Source organism: Vibrio sp. AIC-3, from assembly GCF_013114515.1.
Lineage (GTDB): Bacteria > Pseudomonadota > Gammaproteobacteria > Enterobacterales > Vibrionaceae > Vibrio > Vibrio crassostreae_C.
On the sequence record NZ_VTXG01000027.1, the window covers coordinates 45073 to 62621 of the forward strand.

Genomic DNA, 17549 nt, shown 5'->3' on the forward strand with positions numbered 1-17549 from the left:
TATCTTAACTTAAAGCGAACATCATAGATGGAACACAAAACAGGGTACAAGAGATGAAAGCTGGTACGCCAAGAGATTATAGCGAAGACATGTATAACGTTTATTTTGAAGTTGGAGAGTGGGAAGGAACGGCTCTCAGCATACTTGAGTCGTTTGTTGGTCAGTCACCGTCAACGTCTATTTCACATTTGGAGTTTGGATATGAACTTGCGATGCCTATCCAATGTGTACCAGATCTCGTGAGGCTTTTGACTGAGAAAAATATCGCTATTTATCAGATCGTACGTGGTAACAAGATACTAGAGTCATAAAGATATTGGTCGAAGTAGAACAGTGAATTAATCGAGATTGATTCGTTATACATGGTACTTATCGTTGAAGGTTGGATTTCTTTCTTAAGGAGTTTTAAGTGGGTCAGGAAGTAAGAGTAGGTGTAGCTGCGGTTATTCTACGTGAAGGACGAGTACTACTTGGAGAACGAATTGGTTCTCATGGGGCTCATACGTGGGCAACGCCGGGCGGACACCTTGAGTGGGGTGAAAGTATCGAAGAGTGTGCCAAACGCGAAACACTCGAAGAGACTGGCTTAGTTGTTAGTGCATTTGAGAAGCTGACTTTTACCAATGATATTTTTGAGAAAGAGAACAAGCACTATATTACGCTGTTTGTTGTTGCTTCTGACGCTAGCGGCGAACCGCAGGTGACAGAACCTGATAAATGTAAGCAATGGAAATGGTTTAAGCTCGATGAGTTACCAGAGCCATTGTTTCTTCCTCTGACGAATTTGCTTAACGATCCGGTCATCCTTGGGAAGCTAGTGCAGTAATACAAATTGTTAGGCCGTTGCTATGTGAATACAGGAAACAATCAAATGGAATTAAAGTGTCACTGTGGAAATGTGAGCTTAGAACTGAGCTCGCTTCCAGACGAAGTCGGGGAGTGTAATTGTTCTATCTGTCGTCGTTATGCTGCCGCTTGGGCGTATTTTTCTCCAGAGCAAGTTCAAATCAACTTGAGCGAGAAAACTGAGTTTTATTGTTGGGGCGATAAAGAAGTCGAATTTCATCGCTGCAAGTCATGTGGATGTTTAACGCACTATGTAACGACAGAGAAATGCTCCGCAGATATCTTGGCCGTGAACATGAGAATGGTCGAAAATGAAGTGCTTGCAAGCATCCCAGTTCGTAAGATCAACGGCGCAGCGTACTAAGTCAACTAACAAGGTACTCTCACTGCGCCTTGCAGTATTGAAACGGTAGGTTTGGTCGTATTAAGGAGATGTTCGATGTTCAAGTGTCCAAATTGTGGGGCGTCGGTTTCTATTAAAGATAAATCAAAGTTGCATCCTTCCAAACACATGCCATGTAGACAATGCGCTCAAGTATTGAAGCCTTTTACTATTTATTACTACTCACTCTTTTTTGTTGCTCCTTTTACGGTTTCGACTTCAATGAATTATGCTGGGTTTAGCACTTTTGGTGCCATGGTGCTTAGTTTTACATTGTTTTACGTGTTGTTTGTGTGTCAGCCAATAAAGAAAGTAACGCAATAGCCCTCTAGCATTAAAAGAAGAGGACTAATCAGTAATAAAATAATGAGACAGGTAAATCATGACATTACGAGTAGTTCCGGAGCTTTATTGTTTCGATATTAATGTGAGCAAATCCTTTTTTGTCGATGTGTTAGGGTTTGAAGTGAAATACGAGCGGCCAGATGAGGAGTTTGCTTATCTAACGCTTGATGGTGTTGATGTGATGCTTGAAGGGATTGCGGGCAAAAGTCGAAAATGGCTTTCAGGTGATCTGGAGTTACCTTTAGGGCGTGGCGTTAACTTTCAATGGGATGTTATCGATATCGAACCACTTTATCAGAGAGTTAACGAAAGCGCCGCTGATTCTATTTACTTAGCGTTAGAGTCGAAGCCTTATCAATGTGGGGGTTCGATCGTGACTCAGAAGCAGTTCATCGTTCAAACTCCTGACGGTTATCTCTTTAGGCTCTGCCAAGATATTCATTAAATCATGACCTTGTGGTTGAATACCAAATACTGGTCTCTGTTCTGCATTATTTGATGGACCAAACGTATTAACTGAGTACTAAGGTTGCATTGCTCACGCCCCAGTAATGCGTTATACAAATACGGTAATTAAGAATGAATGAGGATATGTAGTGAGCCATTTACCAGACGAAAGCCAAAAACGATTCATAGCGATTTTAAGCAAAAAGATGGATTTAGGAAGAACATTGAACGTGCTAGGGCACTTGAGCGTTGGCCTATCTAACCTATTAGAAAGTGAAGAGGCTTGCTACGTTGACTATGAAGACTTGGATGGCAATGTCCACCCTAATTTATCTCATTATCCTTTCATTGTTTTGAAAGCCGACAATTCAAACAAGCTTCGAAAAGTGCGTAAAGAAGCCTTCAGCCGTGGTATTAAATTTACCGATTTTACGAGCTCAATGATCGAAGGTGGTTCTGTTGAGCAGCAGCAACGAACCAAAGAAACCAAAGAAGAAGATCTTGAGTATCTAGGTGTATGCCTGTTTGGTGACACGGAAATTCTACGTGAGTTTACAAAGAAGTTTAGCTTGTATAAGTAACTCACTTTAGTGGTCTAGCTATCTGCTAGTAAGTACACCGAACATGTTACATAAGCCGTTAATCCAGAGATAGGAAGTCAATGGAATACCAATTAGATATTGAGCCTTCCGATGAAGACATTAATGAAGTCCGAGGCGGGTTAATCAAACACAACACACCGTTTCTGGAAGGGATAGCCAAGTCTCAAGTTGCGTACTACGCGATGGAGGAAGGCAACAAAGTTGGTGGCATTATCGCTGACCTTTGGGGAAACTGGTTACTGATTAAGTTCCTCTGGGTCGACGATTCGATGAGAGGAAAGCAAGTCGGCAGTGATCTACTTGAGCGTATTGAAGAGTATGCACAGTCTCAAGGTTGTACGTCGTCATTGGTCGATACATTAAGTTTCCAAGCGAAGCCTTTTTATGAGAAACGAGGGTATGAATGCCAGATGGTGTTAGAAAATTACCCTGTAGATTCATCGCTATCGTTTCTCACCAAGTCGCTCGTCAAAAAGTAGCAAATAAAGACCCCGTATATACAAGGAGAGTAGAGTGGTAAACATTCGGGAAATGGCAATTTCAGACTACGACTCAGTGATCGCGTTGTGGTGCCAGACAGAAGGCATGAGTATTCGCGATGCCGATTCGAAAGAAAGCATTGCGAGCTATTTAGATCGTAACCCCGGTCTAAGTTTTGTGGCTGAAAGCAACAACGAGATCATTGGCGCTGTGTTGGTCGGTACGGATGGACGTCGTGGGTATTTACAACATTTAGCTGTCTCGGCCAACTTCAGAGGGCAAAAGTTAGGTTGTAAGCTTGTCGCAGAGGCGGTCAACGCCCTTGCAGGGTTAGGTATCCCGAAGACCCACTTGTTTGTCTATAACGACAACATCAATGCTCAACAGTTTTACGAAAAATTGGGCTGGTTTCCTCGAGATGAAGTTCGAATGTACTCGTTTAATAGCTCGGATAATAGTAACGTTTAGCCTTAAAGGTTCGCGCTGGCTGAGCTTGAATTTGTAACAGATTCGCGTGCATCTTCCCAATATCAAAACAATCCTTGGAGTATTTAGAAATGTTGTTTTCTAGTCTGTCTAAACCATTGGTTCATGGCTCCGAGTTATGTTCTGAACTGGTCAATTTCTTAACCGAGCATAAGAGTGATTTCGAAGAAAAGTTAATCCCTGATCTGTCATACATCGATGATATGGCACATGTGGTGAACGGCATTAAAATCAAAGACGTTCTACACATCAATGCCAATCAATACCGACTTCAATATTCGTTTGATTGGGAGCTGTTTCTAGGTTGTTCAGATAGGAACGAAACCGGTGTAGAGAATGGAAGCGTTCTATTCACACTTGAGGATGATAACGTTCTTAATATCAACTTCCCAAACTACGGTTCTCGAGACACTAGCGATGAGCTCTAGTCGGTTTTTCGTGCGTGTTATACAGAAGGAACAACAATGATAACTATCGAAAGGCTTGAAGATTCACATGTGGCGTTAGTTCAGGCCATCCAACTCGCCGATGAACAGGTTAAGTTTGCTGGCACAGCTGCAGAGTTTTTATTAGACGGCAGTGAAACCACGCACTTGCACGTGATTAAGTCTAATAACGAAGTTGTTGGTTTCTTTAAGCTGGATATCGCTTACGCAGATTCTTATGAGTTTTGCCCTGAAGGAAGCATTGGGCTAAGAGCTTTTGTGCTTGATAAAAACCAGCAAGGTAAAGGTTTAGGAACAGGCACTGTGAAGGCTTTGTTTCCATATTTAAAAGCGAATTACTCAGCGTATGAGTCGATTTATTTAACCGTGAATTGCAAAAATCCCGCCGCATTCAACTGTTATAAGAAAGGCGGCTTCGAAGATACCAATGAACAGTATTTAGGTGGCGCAGCAGGCCCGCAATTTATCATGCGCGGTCAAATCGCTTCGTAATATTAAACCGATTAATTATTGATGAGAAACACCTGCACAGCTGTATGCAGATTGAGAGTCTTAAAGAACTCGAAAAGGAAATTTGATGAAAGTTCAATATCTTGAAGTGGTTACCCCAGAAGTCGATGTTGTTTGTGCAACATACGCTCAGCTCTACAACGTGAAGTTCAGTGGTGCAGATGTGAACCTTGGTGGGGCGCGCACTGCAAAGCTATCTAATGGTGGGGTCATTGGCATTCGAGCACCACTTCGTGAAACTGAAGGACCAACTGTTCGTCATTACACGCTGGTTGAGGATATTCAGTCTGCAGTAAATGCAGCCGAGAAATTAGGCGCCGAAGTTGCGTTGCCGCCAATGGAGTTACCACGTCACGGCATGTGCGCCATTGTTATTCAAGGTGGCGTCGAACTCGGATTCTGGCAATTATAAATGATGTATACCTTTTAGATTGTGACGGACGAGATACTACGATTTATGATGAGACACCTAGTGTCTTTGCCTGCTTCATGGCATCATTCCACGCAGCTAAAACCCCAACAAGGTATGTTATGAAACAGAATATTGTCCACATTGCACTCGTGGTAAAAGACTACGATGAAGCGCTTGATTTCTATGTAAACAAGCTTAAGTTTGATCTCATCGAAGATACGTATCTACCAGAAGAAGATAAACGCTGGGTTGTTGTTGCTCCACCAAATTCAACCGGTGTGAGCCTGTTACTTGCTAGAGCTTCTAAGCCAGAGCAACACGATTTCATCGGCAACCAAGCTGGTGGACGCGTATTCCTATTCTTAAACACCGATGATTTCTGGCGTGATTACGAACGCATGACGTCTTTGGGCATTAACTTTGTCCGAGAGCCTAAAGAGCAAGGCTACGGCACCGTTGCTGTGTTTGAAGATCTTTACGGTAACTTGTGGGATCTGCTTCAGTTAAACCCTGAACACCCTATGGCTAACAGGTAGAAAAGCTTAGTCAACAACCTTAATTCTGGTCATACGGATAGGCAGGAGCGACATGGAAGTCACAAGGTATCAACCCAAGTATTTAACCGCTTTACAGGCGCTCTATCTAGAATCAAGACAGGACACCTTTCATTGGGCTGATGCCGACGCTTTTGAGTTATCCGATTTCGAATTAGATACAGAAGGTGAGCAGATATGGGTGGCTGTTTCTGGCGACAAGGTTTTAGGTTTTGCCTCTGTTTGGGAACCTGAGAGTTTCATCCATCACCTCTATGTGTGCCCGCGAACGCTACGTTCTGGAGTAGGCTCTGCTTTACTCAATACCTGCAAACAACATTACACTGATCTGACTTTGAAGTGTTTGACTACCAATGAAAATGCGGTTGGCTTTTATCAGTCGCAAGGCTTTGTAATCTCGTCCACAGAGGGAGAGGGATTAGAGCGTTATCACTTAATGACTTACCAAGTTTAGTAGTAATAAGCTTAGTAATAACAATCATGGCGATCACAATCTCTGCAATTACAACAAGGGTAATCAAGTCGGGAGCTAAACAGAGAATATGGAAATAAAACAGCTGTCAGCGATGGAGGTACTTCCGGTTAGGCATCAAGTGCTTTGGCCTGATAAACCGATGTCGTTTTGTATGGTGCCAGATGACGAACAAGCAACGCATTACGGCGCGTTTATTGGTGAGCAGTTGGTTTGTGTCGCGTCTATCTATATCCAAGGCAATGAAGCGAGGCTGAGAAAGTTTGCCACGCTGCCTGAATTCCAAGGGCAGGGAATCGGTTCAAACGTGATTGAGCATGCGATCTCTAACCTCAAAGATTTAAACATCCAATATTTTTGGTGCGATGCGCGCACAACGGCTTTAGGTTTTTATCAAAAGTTTGGGATGGCTGTAGAAGGCTCTGAATTTGAAAAATCGGGTGTTGCGTATTACAAAATGTCGGTTCATTGGGAGTAACGCTTCTCTTTCGTTAGGTTAACCCTCCGCACCGCTAAATCATCAACTTAAGTTAAGGAAGCTCATCGTGGAAGAAATCAAAGGCATTCTCCAATTCATGGTCGAAATTGAACAATTAAAGGATGTTCATCGTCAAACAAAACCAGTTGGATTGGACCGATATGAAAACTCGGCAGAGCACAGTTGGCACGTCTGTTTGAGCGCACTCATGTTGAAAGATTATGCCAATGAAGAAATCGATATTACGCGAGTGATGAAGATGCTGTTGATTCATGACCTTGGGGAAATCGATGCCGGAGACACCATCATTTATGCCAGTGAGACCGAAGAAAACAAGCTCAAAGAGAGAAACTGCGTCGAGCGCTTGCTGAATTCATTGCCAAGCTATTCAAGAAGCGAGTATTTGGAGTTATGGCTTGAGTTCGAAGCGGGTGAGTCACCGGAAGCCAGATTTGGTAAGGCGATCGATAGAGTGCCACCTTTGCTTCATAACATCCATGGTGATGGTCACAGCTGGAAGAAGCACAACATATCCAAAGACAAAGTACTGACCTTTAATGGCGAGCGTATCTCTAAAGGCAGTCGTGCTCTATGGAAAGAACTAGAAGTGCAACTTGAAGGTGCTGCGGACAAAGGGTTGTTAAAATAAAGTATTGAAAGGCCATGAGTTTTACGAGGTTCAAATGAAATACTTAGAAGTTGATTCTAGCGAAATCCCAATGGTGTTGCTACTTGAAGCTGATCCGTCAGAAGCAAGTATTGCGTCATACCTAAGCGAATCTTGGTGTTACGCGGCTAAACAAGATAGTGAGCAAGGTAACGAGATTGTCGGTGTCTGCGTCGTTAAGCCAATCGGGGAAAATATCGTTGAAATCTTTAACGTCGCGGTATGCCTTAAGCATCAGCAACAAGGCATTGGTTCCGGAGTGTTGAAATTCACATTGAATCAGTTAGCTCATAAACAGGTTAAACGCGTAGAGTTAGGGACCGGCACATTCGGTTATCAGCTTACGTATTACCAACGTGCTGGCTTTCGCGTCGATTCTGTCATCAAGAACCATTTCATCGATCATTATCCTGAACCTATCTTCGAACACGGCATTCAACATCAAGACATGCTGAGGCTATATATCGAGCTCTAACGATAATCTTAAATATAACATTAATATCTTATTTTCTATTGTTTACAAGGCTATATGCAAACTTCAAGTTCTAACTCTTGGTTAAGGCTTCATGAGTCTCTCTGCTAGCAGAGAGCGGAAACGTGTCTATACTGACATGGGTTACGTCGCTGATTTTAGAAGTGGCGCTACGAATGTAAGTTTGATTAGGTTAAATCTCAGAGGTGACGATGAAAAAATTACTACCACTATGCGCCATTTTACTCTCGGCATCATTTTCAGCTGCGGCTTCGGATGGTTTGATTAAATACCAAAGTAATTACTCAGTGAAAGAGACCGCTGACCGCTTTGAAGAAATCGCCAAAAGCAAAGGTTTGACCTTGTTTGCGAGAATCGACCATCAGAAAAATGCGAGTAAGGTTGATCTTGACTTGAGACCAACGGAAGTCATCATCTTTGGTAACCCAAAAGTAGGGACACCATTAATGCAATGCGCTCAAGATGTCGCGATAGACTTACCGCAGAAGGTGTTAGTCACGGAAGATTCCAATAAAAAAGTATGGTTGTCTTACAACGATCCTAATTACTTGGTAGAGCGTCACGCAATCAATGGCTGTGACGAAGTGGTTAAGAAGATATCGGGTGTACTAAGCAAGCTTTCAGAAGCGACAGTGGCGAAAGCTGAATAACCGAGCCAATAGGCACTCATTTAGACCATTAATGGGTGCGACTTGACGATGATATAGCTTCCCAATCAACGTTTGGCTGCATTGACAACTAAGCAACAATATATAAAAGTAGTTTTATGAAACTGAATTTAGCGCCATCTAACCAACGAATTATCATCATTCCATAGGAATGGTGGGATTGTTGATGCGCTTTGTTTATCGAACCCACCCGTAAGGTGGGTTTTTTGTCGCTGTCTTATGGGTTTTATCTGAATAGAGGAAGTCATATGAAAAAGATCGCGGTTTTTGGCAAGCCTGGGAGTGGAAAATCCACAATCAGCAAGGCGTTAGCACTAGCTACAGGCATAGAGCTTCACCAGTTAGATTCTATTGTTTATAAGGCCAACGGAGAGTTTGTTGAACGTGAAGTATTCGAGCAGGCTCATGAGAGCATACTTAAGTCAGAAAGCTGGATCATCGATGGTTTTGGCCCTCTAGGCTCGTTCAACACACGTTTAGATGCAGCTGATACCTTGGTTTATATCGACCTTCCTTATTCAATTAGCTACTGGTTTGTAACCAAGCGAATGCTCAAAGGTCTATTCGTTAAACCTGAAGGCTGGCCTGATGGAAGTTCAGTTATAAAAGGCACGATACAAAGTTATAAGACACTAAAACTGTGTCCTAAATTTTGGAATGACGACTTTAAAGCGCAGTTAGAATTGCGCGCTAAAGAGAAAGAGGTTTACATCATCAGAAGCGTGACTGAATTGAATAACTTTGTTCATCAACACGTCACTTAACAGTCGAGAGCTTACCTTTCTTTGGAACGCTTTAATTTGCTCATAACTTCATGAAAATATATAGATTTAACTCAACATGTGGCATATTTGCCATGTGTTGAATTTGTGCTTTGAATTAAGGCTATAGATATTATGTATGGAAGTGAGAAGACGAGAGCGTTCTGCTGTAACTGTAAGGAACTTACACTGCATAGGTACACGATGTTCAGTAGCCAAGTGCAAAAGGCACCACAAGCTGAAGATAAAGAACCGAGCTTACTCCAACGAATTTTATCGGAGTTTCTATCTTTTGGTGTTACAGGTTCGGGCGCGACAGGTGATTACAAATGTACCCAATGTGGAACATATCTGAATACACCAGACAACCTCGACTGAGGTTGTGAGTTTGTGAGTTTGGCTTAGGCAAATAAAAACGGGAAGACCTCAATGATCTTCCCGTTAGATATTACTTAACTCATCGTGCTATTGGCAGTTTGAGTGAGAAGCCTTATGCACAACACTTCTTGTATTTTTTACCGCTGCCGCAAGAACACGGATCGTTACGGTTAGGGGTCTTTTCAAACGTCATCGTTTTTGGCTTGTTCAGTAGAGTATCAAGCTCGATGGTGTTCTCTTCTTTGTCTGCGTCGACTGTAACAGTAACGAAGATAGAATTTTCAGCGGCTAGTGCTTCAACTTCTGCTTTGCGCGCTTCAGTTTGAACCATTACTACGATTGGAGATTCTTCAGTACCCGCTTTCACATCGCGGTTTACGTTGTAGCCAGCAAGAACGTGGTTCTGTCTTGTTTCGATACGGCCTTTGAAAAATAGTTTCGACATTGGGTACTCATAAAAAATGTTGAATGGCGCTATTTTTAACGACGATAGCGCAATGGAGGGGGGATTATACGCATATATTGCAATTGATAAAGCAGTGATGTGAACAAAGGCTGTTTGGTTATTGTTTGCTAGTAACGGTTTGCTCTCTAGCATTGTTCGGATTGGACTAATTTTCAAATTCAAGACAATAAGATTTCCCTAAATAGGCTTATGAATGATAAATTCAAATTATTAATCGAAACAAAGAGATAGTGTATGAAGTTAGATGCCATCCTGTGGGATTACGATGGAACCTTAGTCAATTCCGTTCCAAAGAATATCGCAATCACAAAAGACATTATCTCTTTAGTCGCGCCACACTTGTCAGGTGATAACTTACCTAAATATTTGCTCAGCGAAGCGCTTTATCATGAAGCCAACCACGGGGCTAAAAACTGGCAAGCCTTATATGTCGATTATTACGGTTTATCACACGATGAAATGTTGATCGCTGGTGGAATGTGGGCAGAGCATCAAGAGAAAAACCAAACAGCCGTTGCCTTGTTTGAAGGAATGGAAACCGTGGTTAATCAGTTTGCTCATCTTCCACATGGGATCTGCTCTCAAAACTCTCAATTGAATATTCGTGGTGTGCTCGACAGTTATGGCATTGGTGATTTGTTTAAATCGGTCGTGGGCTATGACGATGTCTCGAACGGTAACCAAAAACCCCATCCATTTGGTGGTGTGAAATGTGTCGAGAACATATTTGGCGCCGATCCGACTAACGAGCTTTGTTTGATGTACATCGGTGACCATGAAGCGGACACACAGTTTGCTCGCAATATTGAAGCCGCGCTGGGTAAAAACGCAAAAGTGATTGCCGTTGCAGCAGGTTATAGCCGATCGAAACCTGAAAATTGGCAAACCAAGCCCGATTACATTGCTAACAGTGTCGATGATCTTTTAACGATCATTAGCAAGTACGCATAACGAAGCAGACATTTAAAAATCACCACACGTAAATAACTTTAAGGAAGAATAATGACACCAAAACAAGTGGTATTGGGATTTTGGGATGCAATGCGCAGTAATGATTTTGCCAAGGCAAGCGAATGGCTAGCGGAAGATTTTGAAGGCTATTGGCCTCAGTCATCTGAACTCACATTAGGGCGCGATAACTTTACGGCAATCAACTCTGAATACCCAGCTAATGGTGTTTGGGAATTCGCCCTCAATTCGATTGTCTGTGAAGGTGATGCGGTAGTAACGGACGTTTCGGTTACTGACAGTGTATTGAAAGACCGAGTGATTACCTTTCACACGGTTGTTGATGGTTTAATTCAAAAGCAAACTGAGTTTTGGCCAGACCCATTCGAAGCGCCGGCGTGGCGATCGCAGTGGGTTCAGGTTGTATCGAGCAATTAGTTTGTATCGATATGATCAGGTTGCATCGAAAACCCAGGTCGTATCGAATAATCAGGTTATATCGAACGATCAGGTTTCATCGAAAAATCAGGTTATAACAAACAAGTGGCATTAGGAAAGTGGCATTAGGAGGTTTCATTGAGCAAGGTAGTGATTGTAACAGGCGGAAGTCGAGGCATTGGCGCAGCGACGTCTAAATTGTTGGCCAGTAAAGGCTATGCCGTATGCGTTAACTTTATACACAATGAGTCGCGAGCTGAAGATTTAGTGAACGAGATTCGCGAACAAGGCGGAACCGCTATCAGTGTTCGGGCGGATGTGTCTGTTGAATCGGACGTGAAATCCTTATTCGAGATTGCACGTAATAAGCTAGGTCCAGTGACTCACTTGGTCAATAATGCCGGGATCTTGTTTACCCAGTCACCATTGGTTGATATTGAATTGGATCGCTTTGAAAAGGTGATGAAATCGAACGTATCAAGCTGCTTCCTGTGCAGTAAAGCCTTTATTAAACAAGCTGATGGCGCGGGTTCGATTGTGAATGTATCGTCTGCCGCTTCTCGTACAGGCGCACCGTTTGAGTATGTGGATTACGCAGCATCCAAAGGTGCGATGGATTCACTCACCAAAGGCTTATCGCTTGAATTGGCTTCACGCAATATCCGAGTGAATGGTGTAAGGCCAGGCTGTATTTATACTGAGATGCACGCAGACGGCGGAGAGCCAGATCGCGTAGACAGACTAGCTTCGCAGTTACCATTACAACGAGGTGGCACGCCAGAAGAAGTCGCTAACTCTATCGCGTGGTTACTGTCAAACGAAGCTTCTTATGTAACTGGTTCATTTATTGATATTGCGGGCGGGCGATAGGGCGCGTTAGCCTTTACACTAAGATAGACCAGTAAAAACCATTAACACGCAACAAAAGTACCTAACTAAAAGAACGAAACTAAGAGTACAAATATGAAAAACTATTTTGAAAGTCCGTTTGTCGGAAAGTCACTCAAAGAACAAGTGACCAACCCAAACATCATCGTGGGCGAGCACAGCTATTACTCGGGTTACTACCATAACCACAGCTTTGATGACTGTGCACGTTACCTATTACCGGATAGAACCGACATCGATAAGCTGATCATCGGTAGCTATTGCTCGATTGGATCTGGCGCTGTGTTTATGATGGCGGGCAACCAAGGCCACCAAAATCAGTGGGTGAGTACCTTCCCGTTCTTCTACCAAGACGACGAGAAGTTTGAAGATGCGATAGACGGCTTCGAACGCTCTGGTGATACCGTGATTGGTAACGATGTGTGGATTGGCACAGAAGCCATGATCATGAGTGGTGTTAAGGTCGGTGATGGAGCCATCATCGCAAGTCGAGCGGTTGTGACTAAAGACGTCGCGCCATACTCGATTGTGGGTTCAAACCCAGCGCGTCACATCCGTTATCGTTTCAATGAGACTGAAATCGCTCAGTTGCTAGAAATGAAATGGTGGGAATGGAGCGAAGAACAAATCAAAGGCGCAATGTCGCTAATGTGTTCTTCAGACATTGGTGGTTTGTACCATTATTGGAAAGGATTCTTGAAGCCTTAAATTGTCGTTCACAGATGAAATGTGAATGGTGAGAACGAGATTAAATTTAACAAATTACTCAATAATCTGATTATGGCAATGCGATTGTGATACGAGTAACTTATTGATTGTAAAGATATTGAATAGTATGGCATGTCGCATTAGCGTGGTGGATGAATTGGAAGGGTATTATGATTAGTTGCAACGATTACGATTATATTGAGATTGTGTGTATGCACCGATACCCAATCAAATTAACGCTGAAATCTGGCGAGCAGATTGAATGTGTCGGATTAGATACTCAACGCAATGATAGCCGTGAAGAGTGCATTAAGGTCAGTATTCAAGGTGTAGAACAACTTGTCGTACTCACAGACCTTTCCACACTAGAAGTTTGTGTCGACAACCCTCATTTTCAGCAGATTTCATTCAAAACGTCATAGGCTTTCAAATGAATAACACCATAGAACAATGCTATTGCACCGCATGCCGAGAAGAGACACAACATGTTGTTGTGTTGGTCAGAAAGACGAGTGCGTTTGCAGACAAACCTAACCAAAAGCGAAGTGAGTTTTGGGCAGGCATGATAAAAGGTTGGTTCCTTGGCCCGTTTGTCGCGTCAATGGATGAGTTTTCTCGTCACCTTGTCTGTGAAAAATGTGGCCATAAAGAGATACAAGATTAGCATCGTTATCTTATAAAACATTGGATTCAATACAGTTAGATCGTCAATTGGCTTAGGAATAGAACGAATGAAAGTTGAAACGATAGAAGCCGTAAAGGCGTATGGTTTTTCAGTAAGAACCACCAATACCGATGAGGTGGACCCAGCAAGAGCCAAGATAGGGCAATTGTGGCAGGGCTTTTTTGACCAAGCATTTCCGAAATTAACACCGGATTCAAAAGTGTATGGCGTTTACACTAACTACGAGTCTGACTTTACGGGCGAATTTGATGTTATCGCGTGTACTAATGCACTTACGGATCAGAATGTTGATACGCTTGTAGAAACCGAAATACAAGCAGGTAAATACTTAACGTTTTCTGCTGAAGGTGAATTACCACAAGCTGTGATCGACCTATGGGGTGAAGTGTGGGCGTATTTCAGCGCTGCTGACTGCCCACATGTGAGAACTTACACGACAGATTTTGAACTATACAAAGGTGAAACTGAAGTCGAGATTTCGATAGCGATTCAGTGATCAGGTTAAAATGAACAAAAGGCTTAGCTTAGACTGTGTTTGCCAGTTAAGAGACAGTAGTTACCGGTAAAGAGACAACGGAATCCCAGTTAAGCCTTTGAATATCTGTTCTTTACAAAGAAGATACAGTGTCACGTAACTACTTTAATACCTAGGAATTATCTATTCCAGAATTCCCCTAGATCACCCTAGATACCCTTAAGTCACCCAAAATTCTCTTAAGTTATCCAAAAAGACAATCTTGCTTGGTTTCATTCCACAAAGGGTATTGCTTCATGACTTGGGTGTAGAGCTTACTTTCAAGGTGCGCTCTTAACCAACGTCCTACGTTTTGATATTCCGATTTCACAAACCACTTCTTTTCGACTCGCACAAACTGACTGACGAAAGGCATCACCGCAAAATCGGCCAAGCTTGGGCTTTCTCCAAAAAAGTAGGGCTGATCGGTAAGTCGCACTTCTAACTGCTTAATGAAGGTTTCGCAGGCTTGTCGGCGTTGTTCAACATCGATGTTTCGGTAACGAACCGATGCACGATACCTTTCTAAGTGACCAATAAATTCTTCATCGTTGGTTTTAATAAGCTGCTGAACTTGTTCGCTAAGCGTTGGATTGCTTGAACGCAGAATATCTTGAGGATCGTTTTGTTGAAGTGACCAGTTCATCACATCCAAGCTCTGTTCAATGACTTGTCCATTGGGTAACACCAATACAGGCACTGTTCCTTTTGGCGAACTGGCCAATAGTTCGCTAGGCTTGTCTTTGGTAACGATTTCTCGAAGTAACACTTTTTGCTGTGATAGTGCGATGCCCATTCGCCCGCGCATTGCATAAGGGCAACGGCGTAAAGAATAAAGGATAGGTAGATCGGATTCGTTCGGCATTATTGAGGTCATTTAGTTTGAAAAGTGTTGTACGGTGGTAAAGAGATCGTGATGTGGGTAGAATACGCGGCTTAAAAATTATAAGTAAGTGAGCGACTTCAAAAATGAGCAGAAAAATTGAGTTATTAGCCCCAGGTGGCGATGTAGAAGCGATAAAAGCCGCCATCGTAGCGGGTGCTAATGCAGTTTATTGTGGTTTAGACACATTCAACGCTCGTAACAGAGCCTCTAACCTGTCGTTAGACGAATTGAATGGTGTGATTCGCCTTGCTCATGAATACGGCTGTGAAGTGTTCCTGACTCTTAACGTTGTGCTACTGGAGCACGAGACTAAGAGCATCACCAAACTGCTGAACCAGCTTGTGAACACCAAAGTGGACGGCATCATTGTTCAAGACTTGGGTTTATTCAACCTGGTTAAGAAGCATTTCCCATCGTTAGACGTTCACGCGTCGACTCAGTTAACTACGCACAACGAAGGTCAGATTAAGTTCTTGTCTAAGATTGGCGCGACGCGCGTTAACTTGTCTCGTGAGTTGAACCTGCCTGAAATCAAGATGCTGACGGAAGTGGCACACGATCACGACGTATTAACCGAAGTGTTCGTACACGGCGCTCTGTGTATCGCATTCTCTGGTCAATGTTACTCAAGCTCAGTAAGTGTGGGTAACTCAGGTAACCGTGGTCGTTGTAGCCAAGCGTGTCGTGATGAGTACGAAATCACCAACGCGGGCAACAAGTTCCCACTTAACCTGAAAGATAACTCAGCTTACTACGACCTACCTGAATTGGTTGATGCGAAAGTCGACTCATTGAAAGTAGAAGGCCGTATTAAAGGCGCACACTACGTTTACACTGTGGTAGACACATGGCGTAAACAGATTGATAGCTTTGTAGAAAGTGGTTTGTTGATCGAAGACGATTCGAACCTACACAAAGTATTCAACCGTGATTTCACCAACTCTTTCCTAAAGGGCAACCTAACGAAAGACATGTTCATCGATAACCCGCGCGACAACAGCATGAACTACGCTGTTGAAAAAGCGACGGAGCAGAACAACGAAATCTCAGTTGTACAGATTCAAGAAGTGACCAACGAACTTCACCAAGCGAAAGACGCTCTTGGTAACGAAATGCGTGACAAGATCGAGTTCCTTGATATTCGCAAGACACCAGTAGCAATGTCGTTCAGCGCAAAAGTGGGTCAACCATTTACGGTGACTGTGAACACGCCAAAAGAGAACTTTACTCTTCAATCTAAATCGCTATTGAAAGCGGTTGAAGAGAAGGCGATTACTCAAGAGCTACTTGAGAAGCGCTTCAAAAACGTGAAGAGTGCAGTTCACACGCTAGAAAGCCACGACTTCAGTGAAGTGGATGCAGGCTTGTTGATTCCTCTAAAAGAAGTTTCAGACCTAAAAGACGAGATCGACTTCATTCTGAACGGCTCTGTGGAAGTGATTAAGCACGTTGAAGTGCCAGCACTGCCTCAGCACCCTAAAGTGAACGAGAAGCCGACTATGTCGATGCTTATCGCCGATGTAGAAGACTTACACCTGTGTGACGTGACTGACGCGGATGTTTACTTCAAACTTCCAGAAAGCTTCAAGAAGCGTTGTAACAAGTACATCGACATCTTGGCAGCAAACCCACGTTTGATTCCTTGGTTCCCAGCGGTATTGATCGGTAAAGATTACGACGAAGCGGTTCGTATTCTTGAAGAGATCAAGCCAGCTCGCATCGTAACCAACAACACGGGTATTGCTTACAAAGCTTACGAGATGGGTATTGAGTGGGTTGCAGGCCCGTTCATGAACACGACCAACTCTCACGCACTGGTTACTCTGAAAGAAGAGCTGAACTGTGCAGGCGCATTCATTTCGAACGAGATCAACAAAGGTCAGATTCGTCATATTCGTCGCCCAGAGAACTTCAAACTGTTCTACAGCATTTACCACCCAATCTTGATGATGACCAGCCGTCAGTGTTTCTTCCAAAGAACCGTGGGTTGTAACAAGCCAAGCATCGAAGCAGGTTGTATGTTGAAGTGTGAAAAAGCGACCACGATTACCAACGTGAAAGGCATCTCTTTTGCGGTTGATAAACAGAAGGGTGGCTACCCAAGCATTTACAACCACGAGCAGTTCTTGAACCACGACGCAGTAACTGACTTCTCTGGTCTGTTCGACGAGTTCTTCATTGACCTAACCAACATCGGTGCAGGTTCTAAAGAAGTGAAAGACAAAGTTGAGCTTATCAAGCATTTCGAAGCGCTACTGAACGGCGTTGAAGGTTCACAACAGAACCTAGAGCAGATGGTTGAAGTTCGAACTAATGCTCAGTACGTGCAAGGTCTATAGCGTACAAGGTTTATAGGGTTCAATGTCTATGGGCTGTAAGGCTTATAGCTTCTAACGCAAAGAGCGTTCAAGGTTTATAACGCTCAACCGCTTATTAGCACTCTGAACCAATAAACAAAAGGCCACTCAATCGAGTGGCCTTTTTAATGGTGCGCCGAGCATGGCGTTGATCTAGGAGGTGAAAGTCCTCTACGGGCTCAGTCGAGCGAGAACCGTTAGCCTATGCAAGGGTGTTCACCGTGAGGTGAAA

The 17549-nt window shown here is 43.3% G+C and carries 28 protein-coding genes; 26 read left to right on the forward strand and 2 right to left on the reverse strand.

Annotated features, from left to right (window positions below):
- Positions 1–53: 53 nt before the first annotated feature.
- The 18 genes from F0229_RS16970 to F0229_RS22080 all read left to right on the forward strand — a co-directional run bounded on the left by F0229_RS16970 (position 54) and on the right by F0229_RS22080 (position 9427).
- Positions 54–311: a hypothetical protein gene (locus F0229_RS16970; RefSeq protein ID WP_004733879.1), complete on the forward strand. Its 258-nt coding sequence runs from the start codon at positions 54–56 to the stop codon at positions 309–311.
- A gap of 98 nt (positions 312–409) precedes the next feature.
- Complete coding sequence (locus F0229_RS16975) at positions 410–826, forward strand: NUDIX domain-containing protein (RefSeq protein WP_171733313.1); 417 nt, start codon at positions 410–412, stop codon at positions 824–826.
- Positions 827–871: 45 nt separating this feature from the next.
- Entirely contained in the window at positions 872–1210 is a 339-nt protein-coding gene (locus F0229_RS16980; RefSeq protein WP_102561981.1) for a GFA family protein, read from the forward strand.
- Between the two features lie 400 nt (positions 1211–1610).
- Complete coding sequence (locus F0229_RS16985; protein ID WP_171733314.1) at positions 1611–2018, forward strand: VOC family protein; 408 nt, start codon at positions 1611–1613, stop codon at positions 2016–2018.
- Between the two features lie 151 nt (positions 2019–2169).
- Positions 2170–2601: a DUF2000 family protein gene (locus tag F0229_RS16990; protein ID WP_171733315.1), complete on the forward strand. Its 432-nt coding sequence runs from the start codon at positions 2170–2172 to the stop codon at positions 2599–2601.
- An 80-nt stretch (positions 2602–2681) separates the two neighbouring features.
- Positions 2682–3101, forward strand: a complete 420-nt coding sequence (locus F0229_RS16995; protein WP_171733316.1) for a GNAT family N-acetyltransferase — start codon at positions 2682–2684, stop codon at positions 3099–3101.
- A 34-nt stretch (positions 3102–3135) separates the two neighbouring features.
- On the forward strand, positions 3136–3570 hold the full coding sequence (locus F0229_RS17000; RefSeq protein ID WP_017078753.1) for a GNAT family N-acetyltransferase: 435 nt from the start codon (positions 3136–3138) through the stop codon (positions 3568–3570).
- Between the two features lie 89 nt (positions 3571–3659).
- Complete coding sequence (locus F0229_RS17005) at positions 3660–4016, forward strand: hypothetical protein (protein ID WP_171733317.1); 357 nt, start codon at positions 3660–3662, stop codon at positions 4014–4016.
- A 36-nt stretch (positions 4017–4052) separates the two neighbouring features.
- Positions 4053–4526, forward strand: a complete 474-nt coding sequence (locus F0229_RS17010; protein ID WP_171733318.1) for a GNAT family N-acetyltransferase — start codon at positions 4053–4055, stop codon at positions 4524–4526.
- Positions 4527–4611: 85 nt separating this feature from the next.
- Positions 4612–4956, forward strand: a complete 345-nt coding sequence (locus F0229_RS17015; protein ID WP_102447886.1) for a VOC family protein — start codon at positions 4612–4614, stop codon at positions 4954–4956.
- A gap of 119 nt (positions 4957–5075) precedes the next feature.
- Complete coding sequence (locus F0229_RS17020) at positions 5076–5492, forward strand: VOC family protein (protein WP_009846821.1); 417 nt, start codon at positions 5076–5078, stop codon at positions 5490–5492.
- A 52-nt stretch (positions 5493–5544) separates the two neighbouring features.
- A complete protein-coding gene (locus F0229_RS17025) occupies positions 5545–5964 on the forward strand; it encodes a GNAT family N-acetyltransferase (RefSeq protein WP_171733319.1) in 420 nt (139 codons plus the stop codon).
- A gap of 88 nt (positions 5965–6052) precedes the next feature.
- Positions 6053–6460: a GNAT family N-acetyltransferase gene (locus tag F0229_RS17030; protein ID WP_050621388.1), complete on the forward strand. Its 408-nt coding sequence runs from the start codon at positions 6053–6055 to the stop codon at positions 6458–6460.
- Between the two features lie 67 nt (positions 6461–6527).
- Positions 6528–7109: an HD domain-containing protein gene (locus F0229_RS17035; RefSeq protein WP_171733320.1), complete on the forward strand. Its 582-nt coding sequence runs from the start codon at positions 6528–6530 to the stop codon at positions 7107–7109.
- Between the two features lie 34 nt (positions 7110–7143).
- Positions 7144–7602 (forward strand): GNAT family N-acetyltransferase, encoded by a 459-nt coding sequence (locus tag F0229_RS17040; RefSeq protein WP_171733321.1) that lies wholly within the window; start codon positions 7144–7146, stop codon positions 7600–7602.
- 209 nt (positions 7603–7811) lie between these two features.
- The gene (locus F0229_RS17045) at positions 7812–8270 is read left to right on the forward strand and encodes a DUF302 domain-containing protein (protein ID WP_171733322.1); all 459 of its coding nucleotides are present in this window, start codon (positions 7812–7814) and stop codon (positions 8268–8270) included.
- A gap of 266 nt (positions 8271–8536) precedes the next feature.
- Entirely contained in the window at positions 8537–9052 is a 516-nt protein-coding gene (locus tag F0229_RS17050) for an adenylate kinase (RefSeq protein ID WP_065583646.1), read from the forward strand.
- A gap of 132 nt (positions 9053–9184) precedes the next feature.
- A complete protein-coding gene (locus tag F0229_RS22080) occupies positions 9185–9427 on the forward strand; it encodes a hypothetical protein (protein WP_029235167.1) in 243 nt (80 codons plus the stop codon).
- A gap of 112 nt (positions 9428–9539) precedes the next feature.
- Here the strand turns inward: F0229_RS22080 and F0229_RS17055 are convergent, their stop codons facing one another.
- The gene (locus F0229_RS17055) at positions 9540–9872 is read right to left on the reverse strand and encodes a PBPRA1643 family SWIM/SEC-C metal-binding motif protein (protein ID WP_171733323.1); all 333 of its coding nucleotides are present in this window, start codon (positions 9870–9872) and stop codon (positions 9540–9542) included.
- Positions 9873–10127: 255 nt separating this feature from the next.
- Between F0229_RS17055 and F0229_RS17060 the strand changes: the two genes are divergently transcribed.
- The 7 genes from F0229_RS17060 (at position 10128) to F0229_RS17090 (ending at position 14056) form a co-directional block, all read left to right on the forward strand.
- A complete protein-coding gene (locus F0229_RS17060; RefSeq protein ID WP_017066539.1) occupies positions 10128–10844 on the forward strand; it encodes an HAD family hydrolase in 717 nt (238 codons plus the stop codon).
- Between the two features lie 51 nt (positions 10845–10895).
- The gene (locus tag F0229_RS17065; RefSeq protein WP_171733324.1) at positions 10896–11279 is read left to right on the forward strand and encodes a nuclear transport factor 2 family protein; all 384 of its coding nucleotides are present in this window, start codon (positions 10896–10898) and stop codon (positions 11277–11279) included.
- Between the two features lie 138 nt (positions 11280–11417).
- On the forward strand, positions 11418–12149 hold the full coding sequence (locus tag F0229_RS17070) for an SDR family oxidoreductase (RefSeq protein ID WP_102537096.1): 732 nt from the start codon (positions 11418–11420) through the stop codon (positions 12147–12149).
- A 93-nt stretch (positions 12150–12242) separates the two neighbouring features.
- The gene (gene catB / locus F0229_RS17075; RefSeq protein WP_171733325.1) at positions 12243–12875 is read left to right on the forward strand and encodes a type B chloramphenicol O-acetyltransferase; all 633 of its coding nucleotides are present in this window, start codon (positions 12243–12245) and stop codon (positions 12873–12875) included.
- A 170-nt stretch (positions 12876–13045) separates the two neighbouring features.
- Positions 13046–13297, forward strand: a complete 252-nt coding sequence (locus tag F0229_RS17080) for a Rho-binding antiterminator (RefSeq protein WP_004733849.1) — start codon at positions 13046–13048, stop codon at positions 13295–13297.
- Between the two features lie 8 nt (positions 13298–13305).
- The gene (locus tag F0229_RS17085) at positions 13306–13539 is read left to right on the forward strand and encodes a hypothetical protein (RefSeq protein ID WP_102428709.1); all 234 of its coding nucleotides are present in this window, start codon (positions 13306–13308) and stop codon (positions 13537–13539) included.
- Positions 13540–13606: 67 nt separating this feature from the next.
- Positions 13607–14056 (forward strand): GyrI-like domain-containing protein, encoded by a 450-nt coding sequence (locus F0229_RS17090; RefSeq protein ID WP_171733326.1) that lies wholly within the window; start codon positions 13607–13609, stop codon positions 14054–14056.
- A 223-nt stretch (positions 14057–14279) separates the two neighbouring features.
- Here F0229_RS17090 and F0229_RS17095 read toward each other — a convergent pair whose 3' ends face one another.
- Positions 14280–14870: a glutathione S-transferase gene (locus F0229_RS17095; protein WP_253821004.1), complete on the reverse strand. Its 591-nt coding sequence runs from the start codon at positions 14868–14870 to the stop codon at positions 14280–14282.
- A 173-nt stretch (positions 14871–15043) separates the two neighbouring features.
- Here F0229_RS17095 and F0229_RS17100 point away from each other — a divergent pair, with 173 nt between their 5' ends.
- Positions 15044–17299 (forward strand): peptidase U32 family protein, encoded by a 2256-nt coding sequence (locus F0229_RS17100; protein WP_171733328.1) that lies wholly within the window; start codon positions 15044–15046, stop codon positions 17297–17299.
- Positions 17300–17549: the final 250 nt, after the last annotated feature.

What these genes read in the sequence shown, in the direction of transcription:
- F0229_RS16970 (WP_004733879.1), top strand. Translation starts at nt 54, where the DNA reads ATGAAAGCTGGTACGCCAAGAGATTATAGCGAAGACATGTATAACGTT.
- F0229_RS16980 (WP_102561981.1), top strand. Translation starts at nt 872, where the DNA reads ATGGAATTAAAGTGTCACTGTGGAAATGTGAGCTTAGAACTGAGCTCG.
- F0229_RS16985 (WP_171733314.1), top strand. Translation starts at nt 1,611, where the DNA reads ATGACATTACGAGTAGTTCCGGAGCTTTATTGTTTCGATATTAATGTG.
- F0229_RS16995 (WP_171733316.1), top strand. Translation starts at nt 2,682, where the DNA reads ATGGAATACCAATTAGATATTGAGCCTTCCGATGAAGACATTAATGAA.
- F0229_RS17005 (WP_171733317.1), top strand. Translation starts at nt 3,660, where the DNA reads ATGTTGTTTTCTAGTCTGTCTAAACCATTGGTTCATGGCTCCGAGTTA.
- F0229_RS17010 (WP_171733318.1), top strand. Translation starts at nt 4,053, where the DNA reads ATGATAACTATCGAAAGGCTTGAAGATTCACATGTGGCGTTAGTTCAG.
- F0229_RS17015 (WP_102447886.1), top strand. Translation starts at nt 4,612, where the DNA reads ATGAAAGTTCAATATCTTGAAGTGGTTACCCCAGAAGTCGATGTTGTT.
- F0229_RS17020 (WP_009846821.1), top strand. Translation starts at nt 5,076, where the DNA reads ATGAAACAGAATATTGTCCACATTGCACTCGTGGTAAAAGACTACGAT.
- F0229_RS17025 (WP_171733319.1), top strand. Translation starts at nt 5,545, where the DNA reads ATGGAAGTCACAAGGTATCAACCCAAGTATTTAACCGCTTTACAGGCG.
- F0229_RS17030 (WP_050621388.1), top strand. Translation starts at nt 6,053, where the DNA reads ATGGAAATAAAACAGCTGTCAGCGATGGAGGTACTTCCGGTTAGGCAT.
- F0229_RS17040 (WP_171733321.1), top strand. Translation starts at nt 7,144, where the DNA reads ATGAAATACTTAGAAGTTGATTCTAGCGAAATCCCAATGGTGTTGCTA.
- F0229_RS17045 (WP_171733322.1), top strand. Translation starts at nt 7,812, where the DNA reads ATGAAAAAATTACTACCACTATGCGCCATTTTACTCTCGGCATCATTT.
- F0229_RS17050 (WP_065583646.1), top strand. Translation starts at nt 8,537, where the DNA reads ATGAAAAAGATCGCGGTTTTTGGCAAGCCTGGGAGTGGAAAATCCACA.
- F0229_RS22080 (WP_029235167.1), top strand. Translation starts at nt 9,185, where the DNA reads ATGTATGGAAGTGAGAAGACGAGAGCGTTCTGCTGTAACTGTAAGGAA.
- F0229_RS17055 (WP_171733323.1), bottom strand. Translation starts at nt 9,872, where the DNA reads ATGTCGAAACTATTTTTCAAAGGCCGTATCGAAACAAGACAGAACCAC.
- F0229_RS17060 (WP_017066539.1), top strand. Translation starts at nt 10,128, where the DNA reads ATGAAGTTAGATGCCATCCTGTGGGATTACGATGGAACCTTAGTCAAT.
- F0229_RS17065 (WP_171733324.1), top strand. Translation starts at nt 10,896, where the DNA reads ATGACACCAAAACAAGTGGTATTGGGATTTTGGGATGCAATGCGCAGT.
- catB (WP_171733325.1), top strand. Translation starts at nt 12,243, where the DNA reads ATGAAAAACTATTTTGAAAGTCCGTTTGTCGGAAAGTCACTCAAAGAA.
- F0229_RS17080 (WP_004733849.1), top strand. Translation starts at nt 13,046, where the DNA reads ATGATTAGTTGCAACGATTACGATTATATTGAGATTGTGTGTATGCAC.
- F0229_RS17085 (WP_102428709.1), top strand. Translation starts at nt 13,306, where the DNA reads ATGAATAACACCATAGAACAATGCTATTGCACCGCATGCCGAGAAGAG.
- F0229_RS17090 (WP_171733326.1), top strand. Translation starts at nt 13,607, where the DNA reads ATGAAAGTTGAAACGATAGAAGCCGTAAAGGCGTATGGTTTTTCAGTA.
- F0229_RS17095 (WP_253821004.1), bottom strand. Translation starts at nt 14,870, where the DNA reads ATGGGCATCGCACTATCACAGCAAAAAGTGTTACTTCGAGAAATCGTT.
- F0229_RS17100 (WP_171733328.1), top strand. Translation starts at nt 15,044, where the DNA reads ATGAGCAGAAAAATTGAGTTATTAGCCCCAGGTGGCGATGTAGAAGCG.